At 64.1% G+C, this 20,455-nt stretch carries 21 protein-coding genes; 7 read left to right on the top strand and 14 right to left on the bottom strand.

Features of this window, described 5'->3' with window-relative positions:
- Nucleotides 1-5: 5 nt before the first annotated feature.
- Nucleotides 6-536 (bottom strand): putative pterin-binding protein, encoded by a 531-nt coding sequence (locus AC1DVW_RS02945; protein ID WP_477321024.1) that lies wholly within the window; start codon nt 534-536, stop codon nt 6-8.
- Between the two features lie 78 nt (nt 537-614).
- Nucleotides 615-929 carry a hypothetical protein gene (locus AC1DVW_RS02940; RefSeq protein WP_477321022.1) on the bottom strand — a complete coding sequence of 105 codons (315 nt, stop codon included), beginning with the start codon at nt 927-929 and terminating at the stop codon, nt 615-617.
- Nucleotides 930-1,253: 324 nt separating this feature from the next.
- Between AC1DVW_RS02940 and AC1DVW_RS02935 the strand changes: the two genes are divergently transcribed.
- From AC1DVW_RS02935 to AC1DVW_RS02925, 3 genes are read left to right on the top strand one after another with little or no spacing between them, the layout of a single operon-like run.
- Complete coding sequence (locus AC1DVW_RS02935; RefSeq protein ID WP_477321020.1) at nt 1,254-1,733, top strand: (2Fe-2S)-binding protein; 480 nt, start codon at nt 1,254-1,256, stop codon at nt 1,731-1,733.
- Entirely contained in the window at nt 1,730-2,713 is a 984-nt protein-coding gene (locus AC1DVW_RS02930; protein WP_477321018.1) for an FAD binding domain-containing protein, read from the top strand. Before AC1DVW_RS02935 ends, AC1DVW_RS02930 begins: the two co-directional genes overlap by 4 nt.
- Entirely contained in the window at nt 2,710-5,004 is a 2,295-nt protein-coding gene (locus AC1DVW_RS02925; protein ID WP_477321016.1) for a xanthine dehydrogenase family protein molybdopterin-binding subunit, read from the top strand. Before AC1DVW_RS02930 ends, AC1DVW_RS02925 begins: the two co-directional genes overlap by 4 nt.
- Nucleotides 5,005-5,182: 178 nt before the next feature.
- Here the strand turns inward: AC1DVW_RS02925 and AC1DVW_RS02920 are convergent, their stop codons facing one another.
- From AC1DVW_RS02920 to AC1DVW_RS02905, 4 genes are all read right to left on the bottom strand, one after another.
- Nucleotides 5,183-6,004, bottom strand: a complete 822-nt coding sequence (locus AC1DVW_RS02920) for an outer membrane beta-barrel protein (protein WP_477321014.1) — start codon at nt 6,002-6,004, stop codon at nt 5,183-5,185.
- A gap of 69 nt (nt 6,005-6,073) precedes the next feature.
- A complete protein-coding gene (locus AC1DVW_RS02915) occupies nt 6,074-6,790 on the bottom strand; it encodes an outer membrane protein (RefSeq protein WP_477321012.1) in 717 nt (238 codons plus the stop codon).
- 80 nt (nt 6,791-6,870) lie between these two features.
- Nucleotides 6,871-7,563: an outer membrane protein gene (locus tag AC1DVW_RS02910; RefSeq protein WP_477321010.1), complete on the bottom strand. Its 693-nt coding sequence runs from the start codon at nt 7,561-7,563 to the stop codon at nt 6,871-6,873.
- Between the two features lie 262 nt (nt 7,564-7,825).
- Complete coding sequence (locus AC1DVW_RS02905; RefSeq protein ID WP_477321008.1) at nt 7,826-8,971, bottom strand: helix-turn-helix transcriptional regulator; 1,146 nt, start codon at nt 8,969-8,971, stop codon at nt 7,826-7,828.
- 375 nt (nt 8,972-9,346) lie between these two features.
- Here AC1DVW_RS02905 and AC1DVW_RS02900 point away from each other — a divergent pair, with 375 nt between their 5' ends.
- Nucleotides 9,347-10,309: an AraC family transcriptional regulator gene (locus AC1DVW_RS02900; protein WP_477321006.1), complete on the top strand. Its 963-nt coding sequence runs from the start codon at nt 9,347-9,349 to the stop codon at nt 10,307-10,309.
- A gap of 117 nt (nt 10,310-10,426) precedes the next feature.
- Here AC1DVW_RS02900 and AC1DVW_RS02895 read toward each other — a convergent pair whose 3' ends face one another.
- The 3 genes from AC1DVW_RS02895 to AC1DVW_RS02885 all read right to left on the bottom strand — a co-directional run bounded on the left by AC1DVW_RS02895 (nt 10,427) and on the right by AC1DVW_RS02885 (nt 13,967).
- Complete coding sequence (locus AC1DVW_RS02895) at nt 10,427-11,191, bottom strand: slipin family protein (protein WP_477242189.1); 765 nt, start codon at nt 11,189-11,191, stop codon at nt 10,427-10,429.
- A 70-nt stretch (nt 11,192-11,261) separates the two neighbouring features.
- Nucleotides 11,262-12,632 (bottom strand): NfeD family protein, encoded by a 1,371-nt coding sequence (locus AC1DVW_RS02890; protein ID WP_477321004.1) that lies wholly within the window; start codon nt 12,630-12,632, stop codon nt 11,262-11,264.
- Nucleotides 12,633-12,860: 228 nt separating this feature from the next.
- The gene (locus AC1DVW_RS02885; RefSeq protein WP_477321002.1) at nt 12,861-13,967 is read right to left on the bottom strand and encodes a hypothetical protein; all 1,107 of its coding nucleotides are present in this window, start codon (nt 13,965-13,967) and stop codon (nt 12,861-12,863) included.
- A gap of 229 nt (nt 13,968-14,196) precedes the next feature.
- Here AC1DVW_RS02885 and AC1DVW_RS02880 point away from each other — a divergent pair, with 229 nt between their 5' ends.
- Nucleotides 14,197-14,688, top strand: coding sequence for a hypothetical protein (locus AC1DVW_RS02880; protein ID WP_477321001.1), 492 nt, complete (start codon nt 14,197-14,199; stop codon nt 14,686-14,688).
- Between the two features lie 14 nt (nt 14,689-14,702).
- Here AC1DVW_RS02880 and AC1DVW_RS02875 read toward each other — a convergent pair whose 3' ends face one another.
- Together AC1DVW_RS02875 and AC1DVW_RS02870 are read right to left on the bottom strand one after the other, a co-directional pair.
- Nucleotides 14,703-15,173, bottom strand: a complete 471-nt coding sequence (locus AC1DVW_RS02875) for a GNAT family N-acetyltransferase (RefSeq protein WP_477320999.1) — start codon at nt 15,171-15,173, stop codon at nt 14,703-14,705.
- A gap of 57 nt (nt 15,174-15,230) precedes the next feature.
- Nucleotides 15,231-16,940: a BTAD domain-containing putative transcriptional regulator gene (locus tag AC1DVW_RS02870; protein ID WP_477320997.1), complete on the bottom strand. Its 1,710-nt coding sequence runs from the start codon at nt 16,938-16,940 to the stop codon at nt 15,231-15,233.
- A 166-nt stretch (nt 16,941-17,106) separates the two neighbouring features.
- Here AC1DVW_RS02870 and AC1DVW_RS02865 point away from each other — a divergent pair, with 166 nt between their 5' ends.
- Both AC1DVW_RS02865 and AC1DVW_RS02860 read left to right on the top strand, forming a co-directional pair.
- The gene (locus AC1DVW_RS02865) at nt 17,107-17,388 is read left to right on the top strand and encodes a DUF4242 domain-containing protein (protein ID WP_477242181.1); all 282 of its coding nucleotides are present in this window, start codon (nt 17,107-17,109) and stop codon (nt 17,386-17,388) included.
- 105 nt (nt 17,389-17,493) lie between these two features.
- Nucleotides 17,494-17,670, top strand: coding sequence for a DUF1127 domain-containing protein (locus AC1DVW_RS02860; protein WP_477320995.1), 177 nt, complete (start codon nt 17,494-17,496; stop codon nt 17,668-17,670).
- A 24-nt stretch (nt 17,671-17,694) separates the two neighbouring features.
- On the opposite strand, the gene AC1DVW_RS02855 is transcribed toward AC1DVW_RS02860, so the two are convergent.
- Genes AC1DVW_RS02855 through AC1DVW_RS02845 form a run of 3 tightly spaced genes read right to left on the bottom strand, consistent with a single transcriptional unit; the run spans nt 17,695 to nt 20,431 of the window.
- Nucleotides 17,695-18,585 (bottom strand): ribokinase, encoded by an 891-nt coding sequence (locus AC1DVW_RS02855; RefSeq protein WP_477320993.1) that lies wholly within the window; start codon nt 18,583-18,585, stop codon nt 17,695-17,697.
- Nucleotides 18,582-19,457 (bottom strand): MurR/RpiR family transcriptional regulator, encoded by an 876-nt coding sequence (locus tag AC1DVW_RS02850; RefSeq protein WP_477320991.1) that lies wholly within the window; start codon nt 19,455-19,457, stop codon nt 18,582-18,584. The genes AC1DVW_RS02855 and AC1DVW_RS02850 overlap by 4 nt, the downstream gene beginning before the upstream one ends.
- The gene (locus AC1DVW_RS02845; protein WP_477242173.1) at nt 19,454-20,431 is read right to left on the bottom strand and encodes an ABC transporter permease; all 978 of its coding nucleotides are present in this window, start codon (nt 20,429-20,431) and stop codon (nt 19,454-19,456) included. The genes AC1DVW_RS02850 and AC1DVW_RS02845 overlap by 4 nt, the downstream gene beginning before the upstream one ends.
- Nucleotides 20,432-20,455 lie beyond the last annotated feature (24 nt).

The raw sequence follows: 20,455 nt of genomic DNA, 5'->3' as shown, positions 1-20,455 counted from the left end.
CTCGACTAACCGCCGGACTCGAGCGTTTTGATCAGCCAGACCCATCGTGGTTTGCGTATGGGCGTGTCGAAGGCTGGGTAGTCGGTGAGCGGGTAGACCAGCCGGGTCGGACCCTGCGTGCGCCGGGTCAGCAACTTTCCGTCCTGGCGGGTGGCGAGCAGGAGCGGACCGTCGGTCCAGTCTTCGTGAGGAATTATCTGCACATATTCATCCACCGCGCGCAGAGCAACAGAATCCGCCCCTTCCAATCCAACGAGCTTGAGCACATCGCGGAACAGAACGCCCTCAAATGTAAGCTGCCCCTCTTCGTAGGGACTGGGGGTTGTAACTCTGTAGAGACCGAGCTTTTCCAGCTGTCGCAGGGTGACCGGAATGGTCTCGCCGTTCTTCTGAACATTGAACGCCACCGTGTCTGGCGGCTCAGGGAAACTGACAGGGTCCAACGCCAGCGCTGGCAGAATGCCGGCCGCTAAAACAGCCAGCATGATCAGACTGCGCTTGAGGGATAATATTCCTGCGTTGAACAAGGATGACATGTAGCAATCCTTTTCTTCTCGATAAGCCAGCACCCGCCATTACCGGAGCGCCAATTCTTCAGGCGCTGGTTGACACTGTCATGAATGCTTAATTTTTTCGTTACTTTTGTTGGCGCGGCCGCTGAGCCAAATATTGAGGAATGCCCCGGCACCAGCGCCTCGATCGACTCCTTGTTTCGGCTTCGACAGAGTTCCGCCTGGATTGGCGCAGCCGCCTTCGCAGTTGTAGAACCGCTGGTGAAGCCGCGGCGGGTGATCGGGCTGGCGTCTCCCGGCATGGCGGACGGCTCCGCGAGCAAGTTTTTTCTTCACATGCAGATCGGGGGTTGAACCATAGCCGGTCAGCCCCCACGTAATAAACGGAGGCGCCTCCGATTTGTGGAGTGCCTTCATCATATAATCAGGGGGAACCGGTATGTCACGTGCTGAGAGCTTGCAAGCCGGCCGCACTGCCCGCTGGAGATTGGCGCAGACGGCGGAGAGCATAATCTCCCCCCTCGAGGGGGAGATGTCGCCAAAGGCGACAGAGGGGGTCGATCCGACCGGGCGCGACCTCCCGCGGCAGATGGAGGTTAGCGCTCGACGCGAGGCGACCCCCTCTGGCCGCTTCGCGGTCATCTCCCCCTCGAGGGGGGAGATTATGCTCTCCGCCGTCCCTCGCCCGCCCCGACACCAGATCACTCCCCATCCGCGTCAAGCAACTGGAGCCAGACGCCCATGACCACTACAATCCCCATCCATCTCGACATCAACGGACACCACCACGACCTCGAGGTCGAGCCGCGCGTCACGCTGCTCGACGCACTTCGCGACCGTCTCGACCTGACCGGCACCAAGAAAGGCTGCGACCAGGGCCAGTGCGGCGCCTGCACGGTGCATGTCGACGGCCAGCGCGTGCTGGCCTGCCTGACGCTTGCCGCCCAGGTCGACGGCCGCACGATCACCACCATCGAAGGGCTGGCCGAGGCGGACGGCACACTGCACGCGGTACAGGCCGCCTTCCTCGAACAGGACGCCTTCCAGTGCGGCTACTGCACGCCCGGCCAGATCATGTCGGCGGTTGCCTGCATCCGTGAAGGCCATGCCGGCTCGGATGACGAGATCCGCGAATACATGGCCGGCAATCTCTGCCGTTGCGGCGCCTATCCGCACATCGTCGCCGCCGTGCGCCAGGCAGCACTGGAGGTCGCATCATGAGGGACTTTTCGTATTTTCGCGCCGGCTCGGTCGACGCGGCACGTGAGGCAGCCGCCCTGCCCGGCGCCATGCTGCTCGCCGGCGGCACCACGCTGATCGATCTCGCCAAATGCGGCGTCGCCGAGCCGCAGACGCTGGTCGACATCACCCATCTCAACGGGCTTGACGCGATCACCGTCGATGAGCGCGGCGCCACCATCGGCGCGCTGGCAAAGATGAGCCGCATCGCCGACCATGCCGACATCAAGAGCCGCTTCCCCGCCGTCTCGGAAGCGCTGTGGCAGGCCGCCTCGCCGCAGATCCGCAACATGGCGACCATCGGCGGCAATCTGATGCAACGCACGCGCTGCTCCTACTTCCGCGATGCCGAAAATTTCCCCGCCTGCAACAAGCGCACGCCCGGCAGTGGCTGTTCGGCGCTCGGCGGGGTGACGCGCGGCCATGCCGTACTCGGAACCAGCGAGGCCTGCATCGCCATGTATCCCGGCGATCTCGCCGTCGCGCTGGTCGCCTTCGACGCAGTGGTCCATCTCGGCGACCGCCAGCTTCCGGTCGACGACTTTTTTCTCCTCCCGGGCGCCTCACCCGACAAGGAGCATGCCATCCGGCCCGGCGAAGTGATCACCGCAATCAGCATTCCCGGCTCCGCCGCCGCACGGCGTTCGACCTACCTGAAGGTGCGCGACCGGCAATCCTATGAGTTCGCCGCGGCGAGTGCGGCTGTCGGCGTCGAGTTCGAGGCTGACGGAAGGACGATCCGCGACCTGCGCGTGGCGATGGGTGGCGTTGCCACCAAGCCGTGGCGAGCGCGGGCCGTGGAAGCGGCATTGAAGGGCAAGGTGCTGGAGCCTGACACAGTGCGGGCCGCCAGCCTGCTCGCCATGGAAGGCGCCGTCGACCATGGCGCCAACCACTACAAGATCGAACTGGCGCCGCGCGTCGTCGCCCGCGCCATAATCAAAATGGGAGAAACGGCATGACCGTTCACAACATCCGACATGGCGATGCCTCGGACGGCGGCGGCGATGCCGTCGGCGGGCGGCTGTCGCGCGTCGACGGCCCGGCCAAGATCACCGGTGCCGCCAAATATGCCGTCGAGCAGCAACTCGAAGGGCTCGTCTATGCCGTGCTGGTCGAGAGCACGATTGCATCAGGCAAGGTGCGCTCGATCGACACCAAGGCTGCCGAGGCAGGGCCCGGCGTGCTCAAGGTGTTGACGCCCGACACCATCGCGCCGCTGAAAACCGCCTCGGACTGGTTCGGCACACCGCCGCCCGATGTGCCTTATTGTCCGCTGGCGCGCGACATCACCTTCTCCGGCCAGCATGTCGCCGTGGTGGTGGCGGAAAGCTTCGAGCAGGCGGTCGCCGCCGCAGCCCTGGTCAAGGTCAGCTATGACGAGACGCCGGCCATTGTCGACCTCAGCGATGCCAAGGCCGGCGACGGCATACCGATCGCCGCCATGACCAAGGAATGGGGCGATGCGCAGGCGGCGTTCGCCGCCGCTCCGGTCAGGATCTGCGCCGCCTACAACACGCCGCGCGAATACCAGGCGCCGATGGAGCCGCATGGGCTGATCGCGCGCTGGGAGGGCGATCAGCTCACTGTCTGGGAGCCGAGCCAATGGCTGGACGGCATGGCGCGCACCTATGCCGAATGGTTCGGCGTGCCGTTCGAGAGTGTGCGGCTGGTCTCGCCCTATATTGGCGGCGGCTTCGGTTCCAAGGCGCTGGCGCTCGGCCACAGCGCGGTGGCTGCGGTGGCGGCCAAGATGCTCGGCCGGCCGGTGAAGCTTGTCATGACGCGGCCGCAGACCTTCACCGGCTATGGCGGACGCGCCGCGACGCGCCAGACGGTGGCGCTCGGCGCCGATGCCGAGGGCCAGATCCAGTCGATCGTGCATCGCGGCGTCAATGAGACTTCGATGGACGGCATGTGGGTCGAGCCATTGGGCGTGGTCACCTCGATCATGTATGCGACGCCGAACTTTTCCTCGCGCCAGAACGTCGTGCGGGTGAATTCGGTGGTGCCGGGCGCCATGCGCGCACCGGGAGAGAACCCGAGCGCCTTCGGCATCGAGTGCGCCATCGACGAACTCGCCTACGAGGTCGGCATCGACCCGCTGGCGATCCGCCTGAAGAATTATGCCGAACAGGATCCGCACGCGAAAAAAGCCTGGTCGACACGGCAATTGCGCGAAGCCTACGCCACTGGCGCGGAGGCCTTCGGCTGGTCGAAGCGGATGCCAGAACCGCGCTCGATGCGCGATGGCAACCAGCTGATCGGCTGGGGCGTCGCCGCCGGCACCTATCCGGTGCGGCGCGCCTATGGCGAAGCGATGGTGCGCATTCTCGCCGATGGCTCGGTCGAGGTCGAAAGCTCCTCGATCGACATGGGCCAGGGCACCTACACGATCCTTGCGCAGACCGCCGCCGAGACGGTCGGCGTGCCGGCAGAGAACGTCGTGGTGAAACTCGGCGACTCGCGCTTCGCCCGCGCCGGTGTCGCCGGCGGCTCCAGGCTGGCCGGCGTCATGACCGGCGCCGTCTACAAGGCGGCGACCGCCGCGCTCGACCAGTTGGTCGGACTGGCGATTTCCGATCCGCGTTCGCCTTTCCATGCGCTGCAGGCCAACACGCTGGTTGTCGCCAACGGCCGCATTGCATCGCCGCGCGGCGACGGCCCTGATGTCTCGATCGCCGAGTTGCTCGCCAGCGTCGGCCGCGACCATATCGAGGCGCTCGGCGACACCATGCCGGTGAATTCGACGGCCGCCGATCGCTACAAGAACTACACCACCATTGCGGCTGCCCTGCCGCACACAGAAGGCGACTATTCCCGCCACAGCTGGTGCGCGCATTTCATCGAGGTGCGGGTCGACGAGGATTTCGGCACGGTGCGCGTGTCGCGCGTGGTGTCGGCGCTGGATTCCGGCCGGCTCTATAACCCCAAACTCGCCGAAAGCCAGTGGAAGGGCGGCATCATCATGGGCATCGGCCAGGCGCTGCTGGAAGAAGGCATCGTCGATCGCCGCCATGGCCGCATCATCAACAACAACCTCGCCGACTATCTGGTGCCGACCAATGCCGATATCCCGGATATCGAGGTGATCTCGGTCGGCATTCCCGACCTGCATTCCTCGGTGCTTGGCGGCAAGGGCGTCGGTGAGCTCGCCATCGTCGGCGTGGCGCCGGCGATCGCCAATGCTGTGTTCCATGCGACGGGCAAGCGGGTGCGGGATTTGCCGATCACGCTGGAGAAGCTGATTTGAGGCGAAGCCGCCGACTCCCCCCTCGAGGGGGAGCCGAAGGCGACAGAGGGGGTCGTCGCGCGTAGAGCGCCACCTCTCTCTGCCGCGGTAGGTCGAGCCCCGCCGTGCCGACCCCCTCTGGCCTGCCGGCCATCTCCCCCTCAAGGGGGGAGATTACGCGCTCCTCCGTCTCTTCGCCCTACTTCGTATTGATCGCCGAGGCGGGCCTGTAGGTGTCCATGGTCGCTCCGTTGCGATCTTCGTCGAACAGCGAGTCACTGCCGAAGCTGGCGCGCAGGCCGATGACGAACTTGTTGGCCCTGGTGTCGTGGCTGAACGTTTCGACTTTCGTCCGTTCGAATTGATAGCGGCCGAACAGCGACCAGGGTGTTTCGTCGAAACGGTACATCGCCTGGACAGCAACGCCGAATACGTCCTCGTTGACGCTGTATTGAGTTCTGTTGAAGGCGAGCTCGCCATCGAGGCGAAGGTTCTTCTGAACGAAATAGCGCGCCGTGGCGTGCACACCCCATTGGTTGCCACGAAAGGCGTTGATGGTGAGCTGACCTATGCTGGCCTGGCCGTAGAGGGTCAGATTGCCGAGATAGAGCTGGGCTTCCGGGCCGACCGCATAATTGTACGCCGTTACCGCGCTGTCGATGCCGAATGACGTGTAGGCGGCGAAGACGCCGGCGACGAAGCTGTCGGGATCACGGTAGTAGACGTGAGCCGCGCCGCGCGTCTCGTCCAGAGGGGCATAATGGCCCCAGATGCGGTCGTAGGTCACGTCGCCTTGCAGGTTCCAGCGCTGCGCAAACGCGACGTTGACGCGCGCGGCACCGCCGCCGGCCCGGGTCGTGTAGTCGTCACCGACAAAGCGAAGCCCGCCGAGATAGAGTTCGCCATAGCCGGAAATATGCGGTGTCGCCACCGCCTCCACGGCGAGCGGCTGGACGGTGTCCGCCGCGTAAGCGGATGTCGCTGCGATTAGTGACGCGACGACGGTTGAACAACGAAGCATGAAGGCCCTCAAATACGAAATGCGATTCTGTTCCGGACCGGCGCCCGGAGATGGAAAATGAGCAGCGGATCAGAATTTGTAGGCGACACCGATGCGGATATCGTGCGTCGTCAGTTCGATCGCATCCGAACCGATAGGAGCCCCGTCGAAGGTCGAGTGACGCACAGAGGTGTGGCGGCCAAAATCGGCAAAGCGGTATTCGCCGCGAACCACCCAATTGTCGGTGACGGCATATTCGGCACCGGCACCGAGCGCATAGCCCGCGATCGTATCTTTGGCGTCAGCGTAGGGACCGCCCGGAATGTCAACGGTGGTGTGCTTGTAACTTGCCACCGCCAGGCCGCCGGTCACAAACGGAAGCCACCGATCCATCGCGTAGCCGGCCCGCAGGCGAACGGAGCCGACCGAATCCAACTCGAGAACGCCGCCAAAGGCAGGGTCATCAACGCCGAGCGCCCGATAAAGCGTGGTGTCCTTCACGCTGGCGAAGCTGTAGTCGCCCTCGATGCCGAGAACCAACCCGCCGTCGAACTGATGGTTGAAGCCGGCGTACAGGCCGCCGAAGCCACCGGACGGACTGTAGCCCCATCCGTAGTTGTCGAAGCTGCCCGGTGCAAAGGTCTGCCCGACCCTTGCATCTCCCCACGCGTATCCGGCCTGCGCGCCAATGTAGGCGCCGGACCAGTTGTAGGTGGCGGCAACCGATAGATCCTCATTGGCGTACGCCGCGGACACCAGGGTGACAGGTGCAAGAATAAAAGCCATAGCAAGAAGAATGGTTTTCATCGTCTGTTTGCTGTCCCAGGAAAGTTTCCTTCCCCCGGCGACGGCAAAGGCCGGCGCGGGGTTTTGCTCGGTCTGGCAGATCAGAATTTGTAGCTGAGCCCGACCCGGATATCGTGCGTCTGGAGGTCGACGTGCGTTTCGGTGGCAAGGCCATCCGCCGCCGAGAGAGCCTTGCTGCCGAAGTCGGAGTAGCGATATTCGACCCGAGCGATCCACTTGTCGGTGAAGGCGTGCTCGACGCCGCCTCCAACCGTCCAGCCAACATGGGTCTCTTCATGGAATGGGACGTCACCGGCAGGGCCGCCAGTGATCACGAGCACTTCATACTTGGCCGCAGCCACGCCAGCAGTGATGAAGGGCAAGGTCCGATCGAAAGCGTAGCCAGCCCGCAGCCGCGCCGAACCTGACCACTTGACCTCGCCCTTGACCAGCGCGCCGCTGCCGCTGGCGAAGGTCGTCAGTCCATCCACGGCATTGTACGTCAGGTCGGCTTCGGCACCGAGCACGAAGCGGCTCGCCATTTCCTGATTGAAGCCGATGTGGATGCCGCCAATGAAGCCGTCCGGATCGATGGCACTGTGGAGATCGCCACCCCCACCACCGCCGCCGGAGATCAGAAGATCGGAGCTTCCGGCTGCGTAGCCGAAGTGTACGCCGGCGTAGAGGCCGGACCAGTCGTAGCCGGCGACAGGCGAACCCTCACTGAGGTCGGCCGCGGATGCAACGCCGGCGGGCGCGAGAAGGATGGCTGTCGCGAGAAGTATTGTTTTCATTGTCAATGTGCTGCCCCAGAAATGTTGCGTTCCCCGCCGCGGAAATGCTTCGCGGAGATCCAGCTGTTGTCGGCGCTCCGGTGTTGCATTGTCGGGCGCCGTGCGTCTTGGGCTGGACCGCACTGGAATTGTCCTGAAACGCGCCGAGGCACTTTCCCGACCGGTGTGGCAAATCAGCCGCACCCGATCGGCGCGCGCCGCGCGTCGGGAAGCTGCCGATCCTTCCGCAAGGAGGAGACTGGCAGCCTCGGCCGGCCAGCCACTATGATCCGGGAGCAGCGAGGGGGGCGCCCATGTCCGAAATGAGTTTGACGAGATCGGCCTGGCGCCGCGTGCCGGTCTTGGCGAAGATCCGGTTGAGGTGGGTCTTCAAGGTGTTCTCGCCGATGCCGAGCGACACAGCGCTCCTGGGCGCGGACAAGCCGCTGCCGATCCGCAGCAGGACCCGCGCCTCCGCGGGCGTCAGGTCGAACAGCGTGGTGAGAACGGCTTCCGGCAGTGGCGAGGAGGACGTCGTGGTCGACACGAAGACAGCAGCACAGGCAGGCCGGAAAGCCGCGCGCGCGGTTCCTTCGGTCAACGGCAAGATATAGGCGACGGCGGGCGGTTGGCCCGGGGCCGAAATAGGCAGGCCTATGCCCCGCGACCCAAGCGAGGCATCCGCGCTCGCGGCACCGGCGATCGCTTGCTGCAGGGCGAGGACCACCGCCGGATTCTGCGCCTGGAGCAGGCCGTTCCTGGACAGAATGGGACCTTGCGCTGAAAGCATCTGTTGGGCAGCCCCATTGGCATGGAGGATTGCTCCGTTGGCACCAGTCAGCACGACAGGCACGGCCAGATGGTCGAGCGCCTGACGATAAAGACTGGCGGTCACGCGGGCCTGATCGAGCAGATCCCCAATCAGGGACGCGCGGCGCAGATGCGGCGAGAGCAAGGCCATGAAACGCTGCTCTTCAACGGATATGATGCCCCTGTCGGCCCGTATGGTGCATCCCATGAGGCCGATACGGTCCGGTGTATGAACGAATTTGATGATGCAGCCTTCGCGCAATCCCTGCGGATTGGCCCAATTCTGAAAAAACCGCGTCTGCTGAAGGTCGGCCTCGCTCATTTGCGACAGCGTCGTAACGGGCGTGTCGATATCGCCGACGACCGCGACCTTCAGTCCGGGAATTGCGTCAAAGTCATAATCCTCCTGGAGCGCGCGCATTTGCTCGGCATCCCAGGGCGAGCGGGCGGCGAAGCGGCCGTGGTTGTCGGCGGTGCTGGCAAGCGCGATGGTGGTATAGGCCGCGTCCATGGTTTCGGTGATCCGGATCATCACCTCGGCCCAGCCGTCCGGGTTCAATACGCAATCGTAGATATCGCCAACAATCGAACCAAGGACTTCGCTGCTCAGCCTTTCCACCGTTTCTCCTACACCCCAGCATGCCTGCCCCTCGCATGATGGATGGCGGGCAAGAAATGAAACCAGCAATATTTGACAGCGGCTCGGTGCAAAGTCGCCGATGCCGTCTGGAGGATTTTGCTGGCGTCATACTTTCGGGTGACGCCAAGCGTGGTTGGGCTCGATTAAGGGTTCAACAGGTTGAACGCCAAGCCATCAATGTTGCGGGTTATTCCTGGAATGGAAAGCGCCGCGTTCGATTTTTTTGAGACTGCGGGTTTAGCGGGGGCGCTCCTTGTCACGAAAGACTGTGTTTTCATCGGCTCGCCGGTTGAGGTCGTGATGCTGTTACGATGCAGGCCGGGGAACCTGCTTGCAGCCTATGAGGGATGATGCTTGCACAGGATTATCTACAATTCCAGCGACCTGATCGGCGGCGAACAAATCCAGAAAGAGCAATGGATCTCATCGCTGACATCCGGTTACGCCCGTCTGCGTGCCGATCCGGCCATCGGCAGATCGTTCGAAGGCGAGCTCAGGATTGTTCGAACTTGCGACGTTTCGGTGGGCACGATCCACGGCACTGTCAAATCGATATCGAGAACCACTGAAGACATTGCGGCCCAGAGCACCAACAATGTCGTGTTGCTTCTCAATGCCGGACACTCCCCGCTCAGCGTCGACCAGTCGGGAAGGAGCGTCGATCTGAGTCCAGGCGCGTCCGTTCTTGTCGAGCAGAGCGCTCCCTCAATCATCCGAGTGAGCGACGGGCAATGCGGCCTGATCGCCGTGCAGACCGATCGCGAACGCGTGCGTCAGCGATATTCAGGGTTTGAGGATCGCCTGATGACGGTCGTGTCTAGCTCCATGATGATCAACGCCCTTGTTCGTGCCTATGTCGGCGTTCTGGCCGATGAGAAAGAAGGCGAGTCTCAACTGACCATGCAGTTCGTGGCCGATCATATTGCCGATCTGATCGCCGCCACCGCCTCCATTGCTGCACCTGTGACGGCGCACGACAACGCGGACGCGCGAGGTCTACGTGCGGTACGGACGCAAGCGATTCTGACTAAAATTCGCGGCGGCTTCACCGACCCAGAAATCTCCGCGCAAGGCGTCGCGAAGGAACTCGGCCTGTCGGCGCGCTATGTCCAGGACCTGCTTCAGGAGACGGGCATCAGCTTCTCCGAGCGCGTTCTCGAGCTGCGCTTGCAGAACGCCCACAAGATGCTCTCGCAGAGGCACAATGACGCCATGCGCGTCAGCGAGATCGCCATGATGAGTGGCTTCAGCGACGTGTCGTATTTCAATCGCTGCTTTCGTCGTCGCTTCGGCTACACGCCAACGAGCGCGAGATAGATCAGGACGGCACCGGCCTGGCATTGTCGGCGTGGCGCCGGCGATCGCCAATGCGGTGTTCCACGCGACGGGCAAGGAGACGGGCAGGCGCCGCCGCCGGCTTTCGCCAATCTCCACTCACTTCTGCTCGCCGGGCTGCTTGATGAAATGACTGATAATATCCATCGGCACCGGAAACACGACCGTCGACGAGCGCTCGCCGGCGATGTCGTGCAGAGCCTCGAAATAACGCAGCTGCATGGCCTGCGGCTCCTGAGACAGCATCTTGCCGGCCTCGACGAGTTTTGCCGCCGCCTGCTGTTCGCCATCGGCGTTGATCACCTTGGCGCGGCGCAGGCGTTCGGCCTCGGCCTGCTTGGCGATGGCGCGGATCATGCTCTCGTTGAGATCGACATGCTTTATCTCGACATTGGAGACCTTGATGCCCCAGGCATCGGTCCGCTGATCGAGTATCTCCTGGATATCGCTGTTGAGCTTGTCCCGTTCGGCCAGCATTTCATCGAGTTCGTGCTTGCCGAGCACCGAGCGCAGTGTGGTCTGCGCCAGCTGGTTGGTCGCGGCCATGAAGTCCTCGACCTGAATGATCGCCCGCTCGGCGTCGACGATGCGGAAATAGAGCACGGCGTTCACCTTGACCGAGACATTGTCACGCGAGATCACGTCCTGCGGCGGCACATCCTGGACCACCACCCGCAGGTCGACCTTCACCATCTGCTGGACGAAGGGGACCAGGATGATGAGGCCGGGACCCTTGACCCCGGTGAAGCGGCCGAGCGTGAAGACCACGCCGCGCTGGTATTCCCTCAGGATGCGAATGGCCGCGGACAGGAACATGACCACGACAAGCGCCAGAACGAGATAGGCCACATAACCGATGCTCATTGCCTTGCTCCATCATCAGAGCATGTCGCCCAAAATGTGCAGCGGTTGGGGACATGCTCAAAACAAAGACTCACCTCCGGCGCCGTACCGTCAGCACGAGGTCCTTGACCTCGGCCACCTCGACGCTGTCGCCCGGTGCGAGCGGTTCGTCGGCCTTCGCCCGCCAGCGCTCGCCCTGGGCCAGCACATGGCCCTCGCCTTGCGACCAGTCGAGGATCTCGGCCGGCAGTCCGTGCATGGCCTGCGCGCCGACGCGTGGAAGGCTCCTGCGCGCCGCCCACAGATAGCTGCCGGTCAACAGCGCCAGGCCAAGCGTCAAGGCCGCGGCGGCGCCGATGACGGCCCACGACATCTCGAAGCCGGGACCCTCGATCTTGAGCAGCATAGCTGCCCCCAGCAGAAAGGCGCTCACACCTCCCAGCCCAAGCACCACGGTGGGGTTGAAGGCCTCGACGATGAGGAAGGCGATGCCAAGCAGCATCAAGGCAAGGCCGGTATAGTTGATCGGCAGGAGATTGAGCGCATAGAGCCCGAGCACGAGGCAGATCGTGCCGATCACGCCGGGCGCGACCGCGCCCGGGCTGGTGAACTCGAAGACGATGCCGTAGACGCCGACCAGCATCAGGATGACGGCGATGTTCGGATCGGTGATGACGGCGAGAAGCCGGATGAACCAGCCCGGATCGAGCGTTTCGACCGGCAGCCCTTTCGTCGCCAGTACCTGCTTCTTGCCTGACACCTCGACCGTCCGCCCGTCGGCCAGCTGCAGCAGTTCTGTGGTGTCGCGGGCGACGAAGTCGATGACATGTTCCTGCAGCGCCGCATTGGCCGAGAGGCTCGCCGCCTCGCGCACGGCCTTTTCACCCCAGTCGGCATTGCGCCCGCGCAGTTCGGCCAGCGAGCGGATCAACGCAACGGCGTCATTCGTCACCTTGGCCATCATCGGGTCGCCCGCCGGCGGTGGCCCGGTGGCGTTCTTCTGGTCCTTGCCGGTGTCCTTGTCGCCGCCAGGACCGGGAAGAGACGGCAGCGGCCCGCCGAGCTCGACCGGCGTTGCCGCCCCCAGATTGGTGCCGGGCGCCATCGCCGCCACATGGGTCGCGTAGAGAATGTAGGTGCCCGCGCTGGCCGCGTGGCCGCCGGCCGGCGCGACATAGCCGATGACCGGAACCGGCGAGGCAAGGATGTCGGCGATCATCTCGCGCATCGAGGTGACCAGTCCGCCGGGCGTGTCGATCTGCAGGATGACGACCTCGGCGTTTCGCCCTGTGGCGACCGCCAACGCTTCCTTGAGCTGCCTGGCGCTCGCCGGACCGATGGCGCCGTCTATCTGGACGTTCAACGCAACTCTTTCCCGGCCGCCAGCCTGTCCGGAAGAGGGACAAGCGACCACAGCGGCCACGAAAGCCGCGGCAAGAAGGGCCACATGCGCGCGTTTCACGCTCAAAGCTCCTTATACAAGATATGGGTGCGATTTCGCCAAAATCCATCATGCTGGGAGTGGCGCCGGCGATTGGTTGACGGCTGGGCGCATAACCTCGCCGCTCGTAGGGGAGATGGCCGGCAGGCCAGAAAGGGGCGCACAGGATCTCGGCATTATTCCGGCCTGAGTTCCTCGCCCTCAACGCTGATCCCGGGCGCAAGTTCGAGCCCTTTCGCCAATCTCGGCCTATCCGGGAATGTCCCAGTTCGATCGTATCAGAACATCGCTGGGCGGAAGGATCTCCTCGGTCTTGAGGTCCCGGCGTTGGACCTCATCGGCGACAAATTCCTCACGCGGCGACCATGCCCCACCGCTGTCCATTTTCAACGGGATTCCGTCTCGCGTCAGACACTGGAAAAGGTCCAGATCAAACGTGCCCGGTGCCATGTTGAACCAGTCGCAGGCCTCGCCGAGAACGCTGCCCGTGCGACCGATGCTCTCCGGGATGACATTGCGGCCCAGGAGAACAGACACCGAATCTCCGGGTCGACATTTCTTGCATATGAAGAGCTGCTCAAATTCGCCGCCCTTGGCGGCCTTGAAGAATAGGTATTGCCCCGTTTGGTCGTTCCGGATGCTTACCTTTCGTCCTCCCTCCGGATACGATGTTTCGTCGTAGATCCACGGGGCATGCCGCCGCAGTACCCTGACCGCACCATTCCATTGCATGTGCATGGAAAAATCCGGAGGCCGTGTGATGGCCTTTGCAGCCGGCTGGTTGTCGAAGTGCAGCCATTGAGCAACATCGAGCAAGTTGGCAGGCAACTCGACCTCCTTGGCGGGCACTGACCGGCGTTCGAGTTTGACAAGCGTCGTGGGTGGTAGCGGCGAGCCGTTCAAAAACACCTTGGTGGCAATCTCGATACCGTCGGCTGTCAGGCAACTCAGCCATTTCCTCTTGTCTGGATCGCGCCGCAGAACCTCCCGCACATCGCATTGCTCGCTGGCATGCGTCTCGGTCTTTCCGGTTTCGATCACTCCGCGAATTCTTGAGTAGGACGTAGACGTCTCACGGCTTATCGAAACAAACGAAAGGCCCGCCTGCGCATCCCTTTGGAAAGAGACTGATATTTGCTTTGACGGATTTCCATAGCTTGTGCCCTGGCCTTCGTCGATGCGGACCCAGCCGCCATGGTGTGTGACGATCCTCGTATGGGACCCGGCCGATCCTTCCGCTGCCGTCATAGTCGCAACATAGTCGGGTACATTGGCGGAGGGCGAATAGGGCAAGTCGCCCGCCCGCACCGCCGAACTTGCAAAAACCAGGCCTACCACGATCGATAGTCTCGTCATGGCCCCCCCCATGCGACGAAGCTGGTCCCGAATGATTTCCGGCAAGAACGGCGATTTTGCGACGGCGATGCGACCGGGCGCCGCCGCCTCCCCACCCTCCTCTTTGCCCTACCGGCATCTCCCCGACGGGGGAGATTGCGCGCGCAGCCGTTTTCGCCAATTATCGGCGTAGTGCCCGGCTTCGGTTATTCCGCACTGTGGATGCCGCGATGGCGCGGGAGGGGAGATCATGAGAGGCAGATCAGCAAAAGTCATCGTGGCCGTCGTGGCCGCACTGCAAGCGGCGCAGCCGGCATTTGCGGCGTCCTGCACCTGGACCGCAAAAATGGAAGAAGACGAGGGCGGCAGTGTGCTGACCGCGTCTGTCTGCGGCGGGCCGAAAGCCGATGCGCATCTGATGCTGGCCTGTTTCGACAAGCCGGTGCTGAGCTATGATCTGGGCGCCGCCGGCCAGCAGCTGGAGCCCGGCATCAGTGGCTCGTTCGTGTTCAAGGCCGGCGACAAGGCCGTGACCAAGAAGCTCGATCTCGAGGCGATGTACAATTACTTCACCGTGCAGCTGGAAAGCACCGACCCGCTGCTCGCCTTGTTGCGCGCCAAGGGCGAACTCACGGTCACCTCGGACAAATATGGCGAGAACAGCTTTCCGCTCGCGGGCTCATCCGCCGCCATAGGCAAGGTGCTGGCCGAGTGCGGCAAAGCCTCCGACGAGGCAGACTGAGGCCAGCCGGCTCGTCAAGGATCGACCGACAACGCCATTTTGTAACCGAGATGGCTGGCGGTGAAACCGAGGCGCCCGTAGAAAGCGTGCGCCTGCACGCGCCCCTTGTCGGTGGTCAGCTGAACGAAGCTGCAGCCGCGCGCGCGGCACTGTTCAATCGCCCATTCGATCATCAGCTTGCCGACGCCACGCGACCGTAATTGTCGCGCGACGCGAACCGCTTCGATCTGGCCTCGCCAGGCGCCCTTCCTGGAAATGCCTGCTAGAAAGGTGAGCTGCAATGTGCCGACCACTTGCCCGGCTTCGACCGCCACGATCAGCAGCTGGTTGGCATCGGCATCGATGGCGCTGAAGGCATGAAGATAAGAAGGCGCGAGCGGCACGGACGGGTCTTCCCGACCGGCGCCGAGCGCATCATCGGCAAGCATGGCAACGATCGCCGGCAGGTCTGACGCTTGCGCGCGACGGAACTCGATTTCGCTCATCGAGGGATGACATACGGCGCGGGTTTGGAGGTGGCAAGAGTGGGTTCAAGCCCACCCCTACACCTGCCCACCAATAAACGCCGCCGCGCGCGCCACATGAGTGTCCCTGTGTGTGCGGGCGGCCAGCGCCAGCCATTCGCGGCCGAAGGCGTCGGCGACTTCTGGCTGGCCCTGCTTGAGGCTGATCTCAGCCTGGCTGGCCAGGATTTCCACCTGCAGCGCGGCATAGACATCGGTGTCGCGCGCGCAGCGCCGGCCGGCCTCGCCTAGCCACTCCATCGCTTGCGGCAGTGCATCCTCGGCGGCATAAGTCAGCGCCAGCGCGCGCGCCACCGCCCCTTCCCAACACGGGTCGTTCATCTGGCAGCTCAGCGCGAAGGCCTCTTCCAGCCTGGGCCTGAGTTCCCGCGCGGGCGCCTGCTGGCGGATGCGGGATTCGCTCAGCACCGCGACGGGCCATGGCCGGAATGAAATCCAGCGCTGCTCGTCGACCAGTGCCAGGCAATCGCCCAGCCAGCTGTCGGCTTCCTCCAGCCGGTCGGCGGCAAGCAGGCCCCAGCCGCCCAGGCCCAGCGACCAGATTTCGCGGCGGCGATTGCCGGCCGAGCGGGCATGCTCCAGCGAGACGGCATAGTGGTCCATGCCACCTTCGAGCCGACCCCAGTCGACCAGGTTGAAGCCGATGACGCCATGGATACCGGCCAACGCGTCGCTGTCCTCGGCCAGGCACTCCGCTTGCGCCAGGTAGGCGGCCGCCGTCGGCCGGCGCCCGGCCAGCGCCTCGACATAGCCGAGTTCCCGAAAGGCCGCCGAAGCGATGCCGGCGCTGCCGGCCTTGCGTGCCAGTTCGGTGCTCTGGCTGAGCAGGATCGAGCCCTCATCGTCATACCCCCTGACCGAGTGCACCAGCGCGGTGCCGAGCTCGAAAGTGGCTGTGGCGCTGAGATGCGGGTTGTTGATCTTCCCGGCGTCGCGGACGGCGCGGCGCAAGCAGTCGATGCCGGCGTCGGCCGCACCCGCGGCAAGCGCCGCGAGCCCGGACTGCATGAGCGACTTGACGAAGGCTTCCGGTGAAATGCCACCCGGCTTGGAGGCGATGGTGCGCCGCGCAGCACTGCGCAACGCGGCCGAAGGCTTTTCGCCAAGCTCGGCCAGGAACACCGCCTCCGTTGCTTCAACCTGCTCGAGCGCCGCGGGGTAGCGCCCGGCCAGCGCCAGGCTTTTGACCAGAAGAATATGCAGGCCCTCATCATAGGGGCTGCGCCGCACACCAAGCCCGGCCAGCCTGACGGCGCGCTCATAATCCTCGACCGCCATCGCCCGGATGGTTTCCTGCCTGATCCGGGCCTCGACAATGCCGGCAATGCGCTGGCGCTCGACCAGCAGCCAGGTCGAGAATTCCGGGCTGCAGCGCGGCTCCAGCGCACCGAGCAGCGGGCCTGCAAGCTCGACGTCGAAATCGTCGCGGTCGAGCCGCAGCACATCGACCTCGATATCCCCGGCGAAATTGCATTCGACCGGATCGCCGTTCAGGCATTCCGAAGCGTTGAGCGCCTTGCGCAATGAGGCCAGACACCAGCGCAGCGAGCCCAGCGGATCGACGGTTTCTGGAAACAGTTCCGAGGCCAGGCTGCGGCGGTCGAGCGGGGCGCGCGCCAGCACCACGCGGGCAAGCAGCGCCCAGGCCTGATGGCCGCGCACCGGCTGGCTTTGTCCATCGGCATCGAAGATCGCAGGTTCGCCGAGAAGCCTGATTTTTCTGCCCATCGAGTTCCCACCATTCGACAGCAACTGCCCTGCCCGTCGCCCGTGTGACCAAGCGTGTGACGGCCCCGTGCCGTTTTTTCACAAGCCGGCACGCGGGGTCCAACGGCGGCCGGTTCCAAGGCAGCGTCAACGCAACAAACGTCACCGTAACAATGGAGATCGGCACATGCCAACATTCATCATCGAGCGCGAGATCCCGGGCGCAGACAAGCTCAGCCCGGCCGAGCTCAGGGATATTTCGGCGAAGTCCAACGAAGTCGTGGCCGGACTGGGCGAGCCCTACACCTGGGTGACGAGCTATGTCGCCGGCGACAAGATCTACTGCGTCCACGAAGCCGACAGCGCCGACACCGTCGAGCGGCATGCCCGCGAGGGCGGCTTCCCCGCCAACAAGATCACCAAGATCGCTGCGTTCATCGGGCCGGAGACGGCGCACGCCAGGGGCTGAGCCATCGAAGGCTGATTCAGGATCCGGCTCTATCGCTTTGATTGAGCACGATCTTTCTGCGGCAGGCCGGCCCAACCGGCTTGCTGCATTCCCAATGGAGAAACCATGACCATCACGCTCAGAACCATGCTGACCGCCGTCGGACGCGGTTGGCGCACACGGCAAAGCCGCCGTTACCTGGAGGCGATGCCCGACTTCATGCTCAAGGATATCGGCATCAGTCGTTCCGACATCGACCGCGTCACGACGCATGGTCAGACGCGCGGCAAGTCCCGAGGCTAGGGCCGAAGCCCGGGGTGGTGTCGCTCAAAGCGCGCCGCGCTCCCCTTCCGGCGTCGCCACCAGCAAGGCGGCTGCGGCGTTGGCGGCGGCGATTGCTGCTTCCATCTGATGGCCACGGGCAAGCTCGGCCGCGAAGGCGCCGACGAATTCGTCGCCGGCGCCATGGGTGCTGACGACTTTCACCGGGATGGCGGCCAGCGCGAAGGCCGTGCCCGCCCGGTCGCAATAGGCGACCCCCTCGCCGCCGGCAGTGACGATCGCCGAGGGGTAGGCATCGACAAGCCGCCGCGCGGCTTCGGTGGCGCCTTCGAGCGTGTCGACGACCGGAACGCCGGCCAAAAATTCCGCCTCGATGGCGTTGACGACGACGATGTCGGTCAGCGCGATCAATTCGGCCGACAGTGTTCGCGCCGGTGCTGCGTTGAGCACGACGCGGCCTCCAGAGGCCTTCACGGCGCGCGCGGCAGCGACGTTGGCGGCTTCCGGCACCTCGTTCTGCAGCAACAGCACAGCCGTCTGCGCAACCACCTCGCCCGCAGCCGCGATGTCATCATCGCCCAGAGCGAGATTGCTGCCGGAGACGATCACCGCGCCATAGTCGCCATCGCTGTCGAAGATCGCCACGCTCATGCCGGAACCGGCGCCTGCTGCCACCCGCACGAAGCGGCGGTCGACGCTGCTGCGATCGAGATTGGCGAGCAGCGCCGAGCCGAAATCGTCGTCGCCGACGGCGCCGATCATCGCCGCGCGCACGCCGGCCCGCGCCGCTGACACCGCCTGGTTGCCGCCCTTGCCGCCGCATTTCGGCTGCCAGGCATGGCCGGTTACCGTCTCGCCCTTGCGCGGGCGGTCGGGCGCGTCGACCATGATGTCGTAATGCAGGCTGCCGAACACGGTGACCAGCGGAACCGTCATGTGCCCCGGTCTTTTCGTTTCGAGGTGACCGCAGACATGGTGCGGCCGAGATTTCGCTCCGCCGCCTGATAGTCGCGCTGTGCCACCGCCACGAACAGCGCGTCGAGGATGTTGAGCTGGGCGATGCGCGCCGCCGCGTTCTCGCCCATCAGCGGCGAGCCCTGCGCGGTCGAGCACAGCACGATGTCGGCAATCTGGGCCAGTGGCGAGTTGTCGTAATTGGTGATGGCCAGCGTGCGGGCGCCGCTCTTGCGGGCGAGATGGATGGCGTCGACGACGGCTGAGGTGTTGCCGGAATGCGAGAAACCGACGGCGATGTCGTCGGCGCCGAGCAGCGAGGCCGACATCAGCATCATGTGCGAATCGTCATAGACCGAGGCGCGGATGCCGATGCGCAGGAATTTGTGCGAGACGTCGCGCGCGATCTGCGCCGAGCCGCCGACGCCGTAGAAATCGCGGTTCCTGGCGCGGTAGAGCAGATCGGCGGCGCGGTCGAAATCGTCCATGTCGAGAATGGCGAGCGTTTCCTCCAGCGCCTGGATGGAGGTGCGGAACACTTTTTGCACGATCTCGGCCGAACTGTCGTCGACCGACAATTCCTGATGCATTTCGGCGGTCGGCAGGCGGCTGTATTCATAGACAGCGGTGCGAAAGTCGCGATAGCCGGAGAAGCCGAGTTTCTTGGCGATCTTGACCACCATTGCCTCCGACACGCCGGCCTCCTCGGCGATCTGCTTGAGCGGAATGGTCTCGTCGAACCCGCGCCGGCCAAAAACGGTTTCCACCACCTTGGCCTCGAGCGGCGTGAGATGCGGCATCATCATGCGGATGCGCGGCCCCACCGCTTTCAGATCTAGATTGCTCAACGTCATCCACGTCCCCTCGTCACGCGATCGATAAGCATCGCGGCGAGGATTATAAGGCCTGTTGCAAGCAGCTGATAGAAGGACTGGACATTCATCAGCGTCAGCCCGTTGCGCATGGTGCCGAGGATGACGGCGCCCAGAATGGTGCCGATGACGCTGCCCTTGCCGCCCATCAGCGAGGCGCCGCCTATGGCCGCCGCGGCGATGGCGTCGAGCTCCCACAGATTGCCGAGAATGGGTTCGGCCGCACCCAGCCGGCCCATCAGGATCTGCGCGGCAAGTGCTGCCAGCACGCCCGAGATCATGTAGGCGGCGATCTTGGTGCGGGCGATCGGCACGCCGGCGATATAGGCGGCCTCCTCATTGCCGCCGACGGCGAGCAGATATTCGCCGAACGGCGTCTTCTTGAGGATGATCCAGGCAACCAGCGCGACGAAGGCGACAATGATAACCGACAGCGGCAGCCCGAACAGCGAGCCGTTGAAGATGGCGCGAAAATCGGCGGGCAGTCCCAGCACCGGATTGCCGCCGGTGTAGATCAGCGCCAGCGCGCGGTAGGTGCTGAGCGTGCCCAATGTGACGATGAAGGGCTGCAGCCCGACATAGGCAACGAGCACGCCATTGAGCAGGCCGCAGGCAAGGCCGATGGCGAAGCCGGCGGCGATGGCCAGCGGAAACGGCACGCCGGCAACCAGCATCGAGGCCGAGATGACCGCCGATAGCGCTGCCGTCGGCCCAACGGAGAGGTCGATTCCGCCGGAGATGATGACCAGCGTCATGCCCAGCGCCAGGCAGGCATTGATGCTCGACTGCTGCAAGATGTTGATCAGATTGCGCTCGGCGAAGAAGCCGGGCACCAGCGCGCCGAAGACGGCAAGGATGACGACCAGGCCGATCAGCGTGCCGGCGTCGCGCATCGAGAAGCGGTGCAGGAAATTCGCCATAGGCCGCGCTGCTGTGTTTTCCGAAATGTCCGTCATCTGTTGCCTTGCCTGCTGCCCGGT

It is taken from the genome of Mesorhizobium sp. P3_B5 (assembly GCF_056402815.1).
Note: the sequence above shows the minus strand (reverse complement) of the source record. Positions and strands in the feature narration are given on the sequence as shown.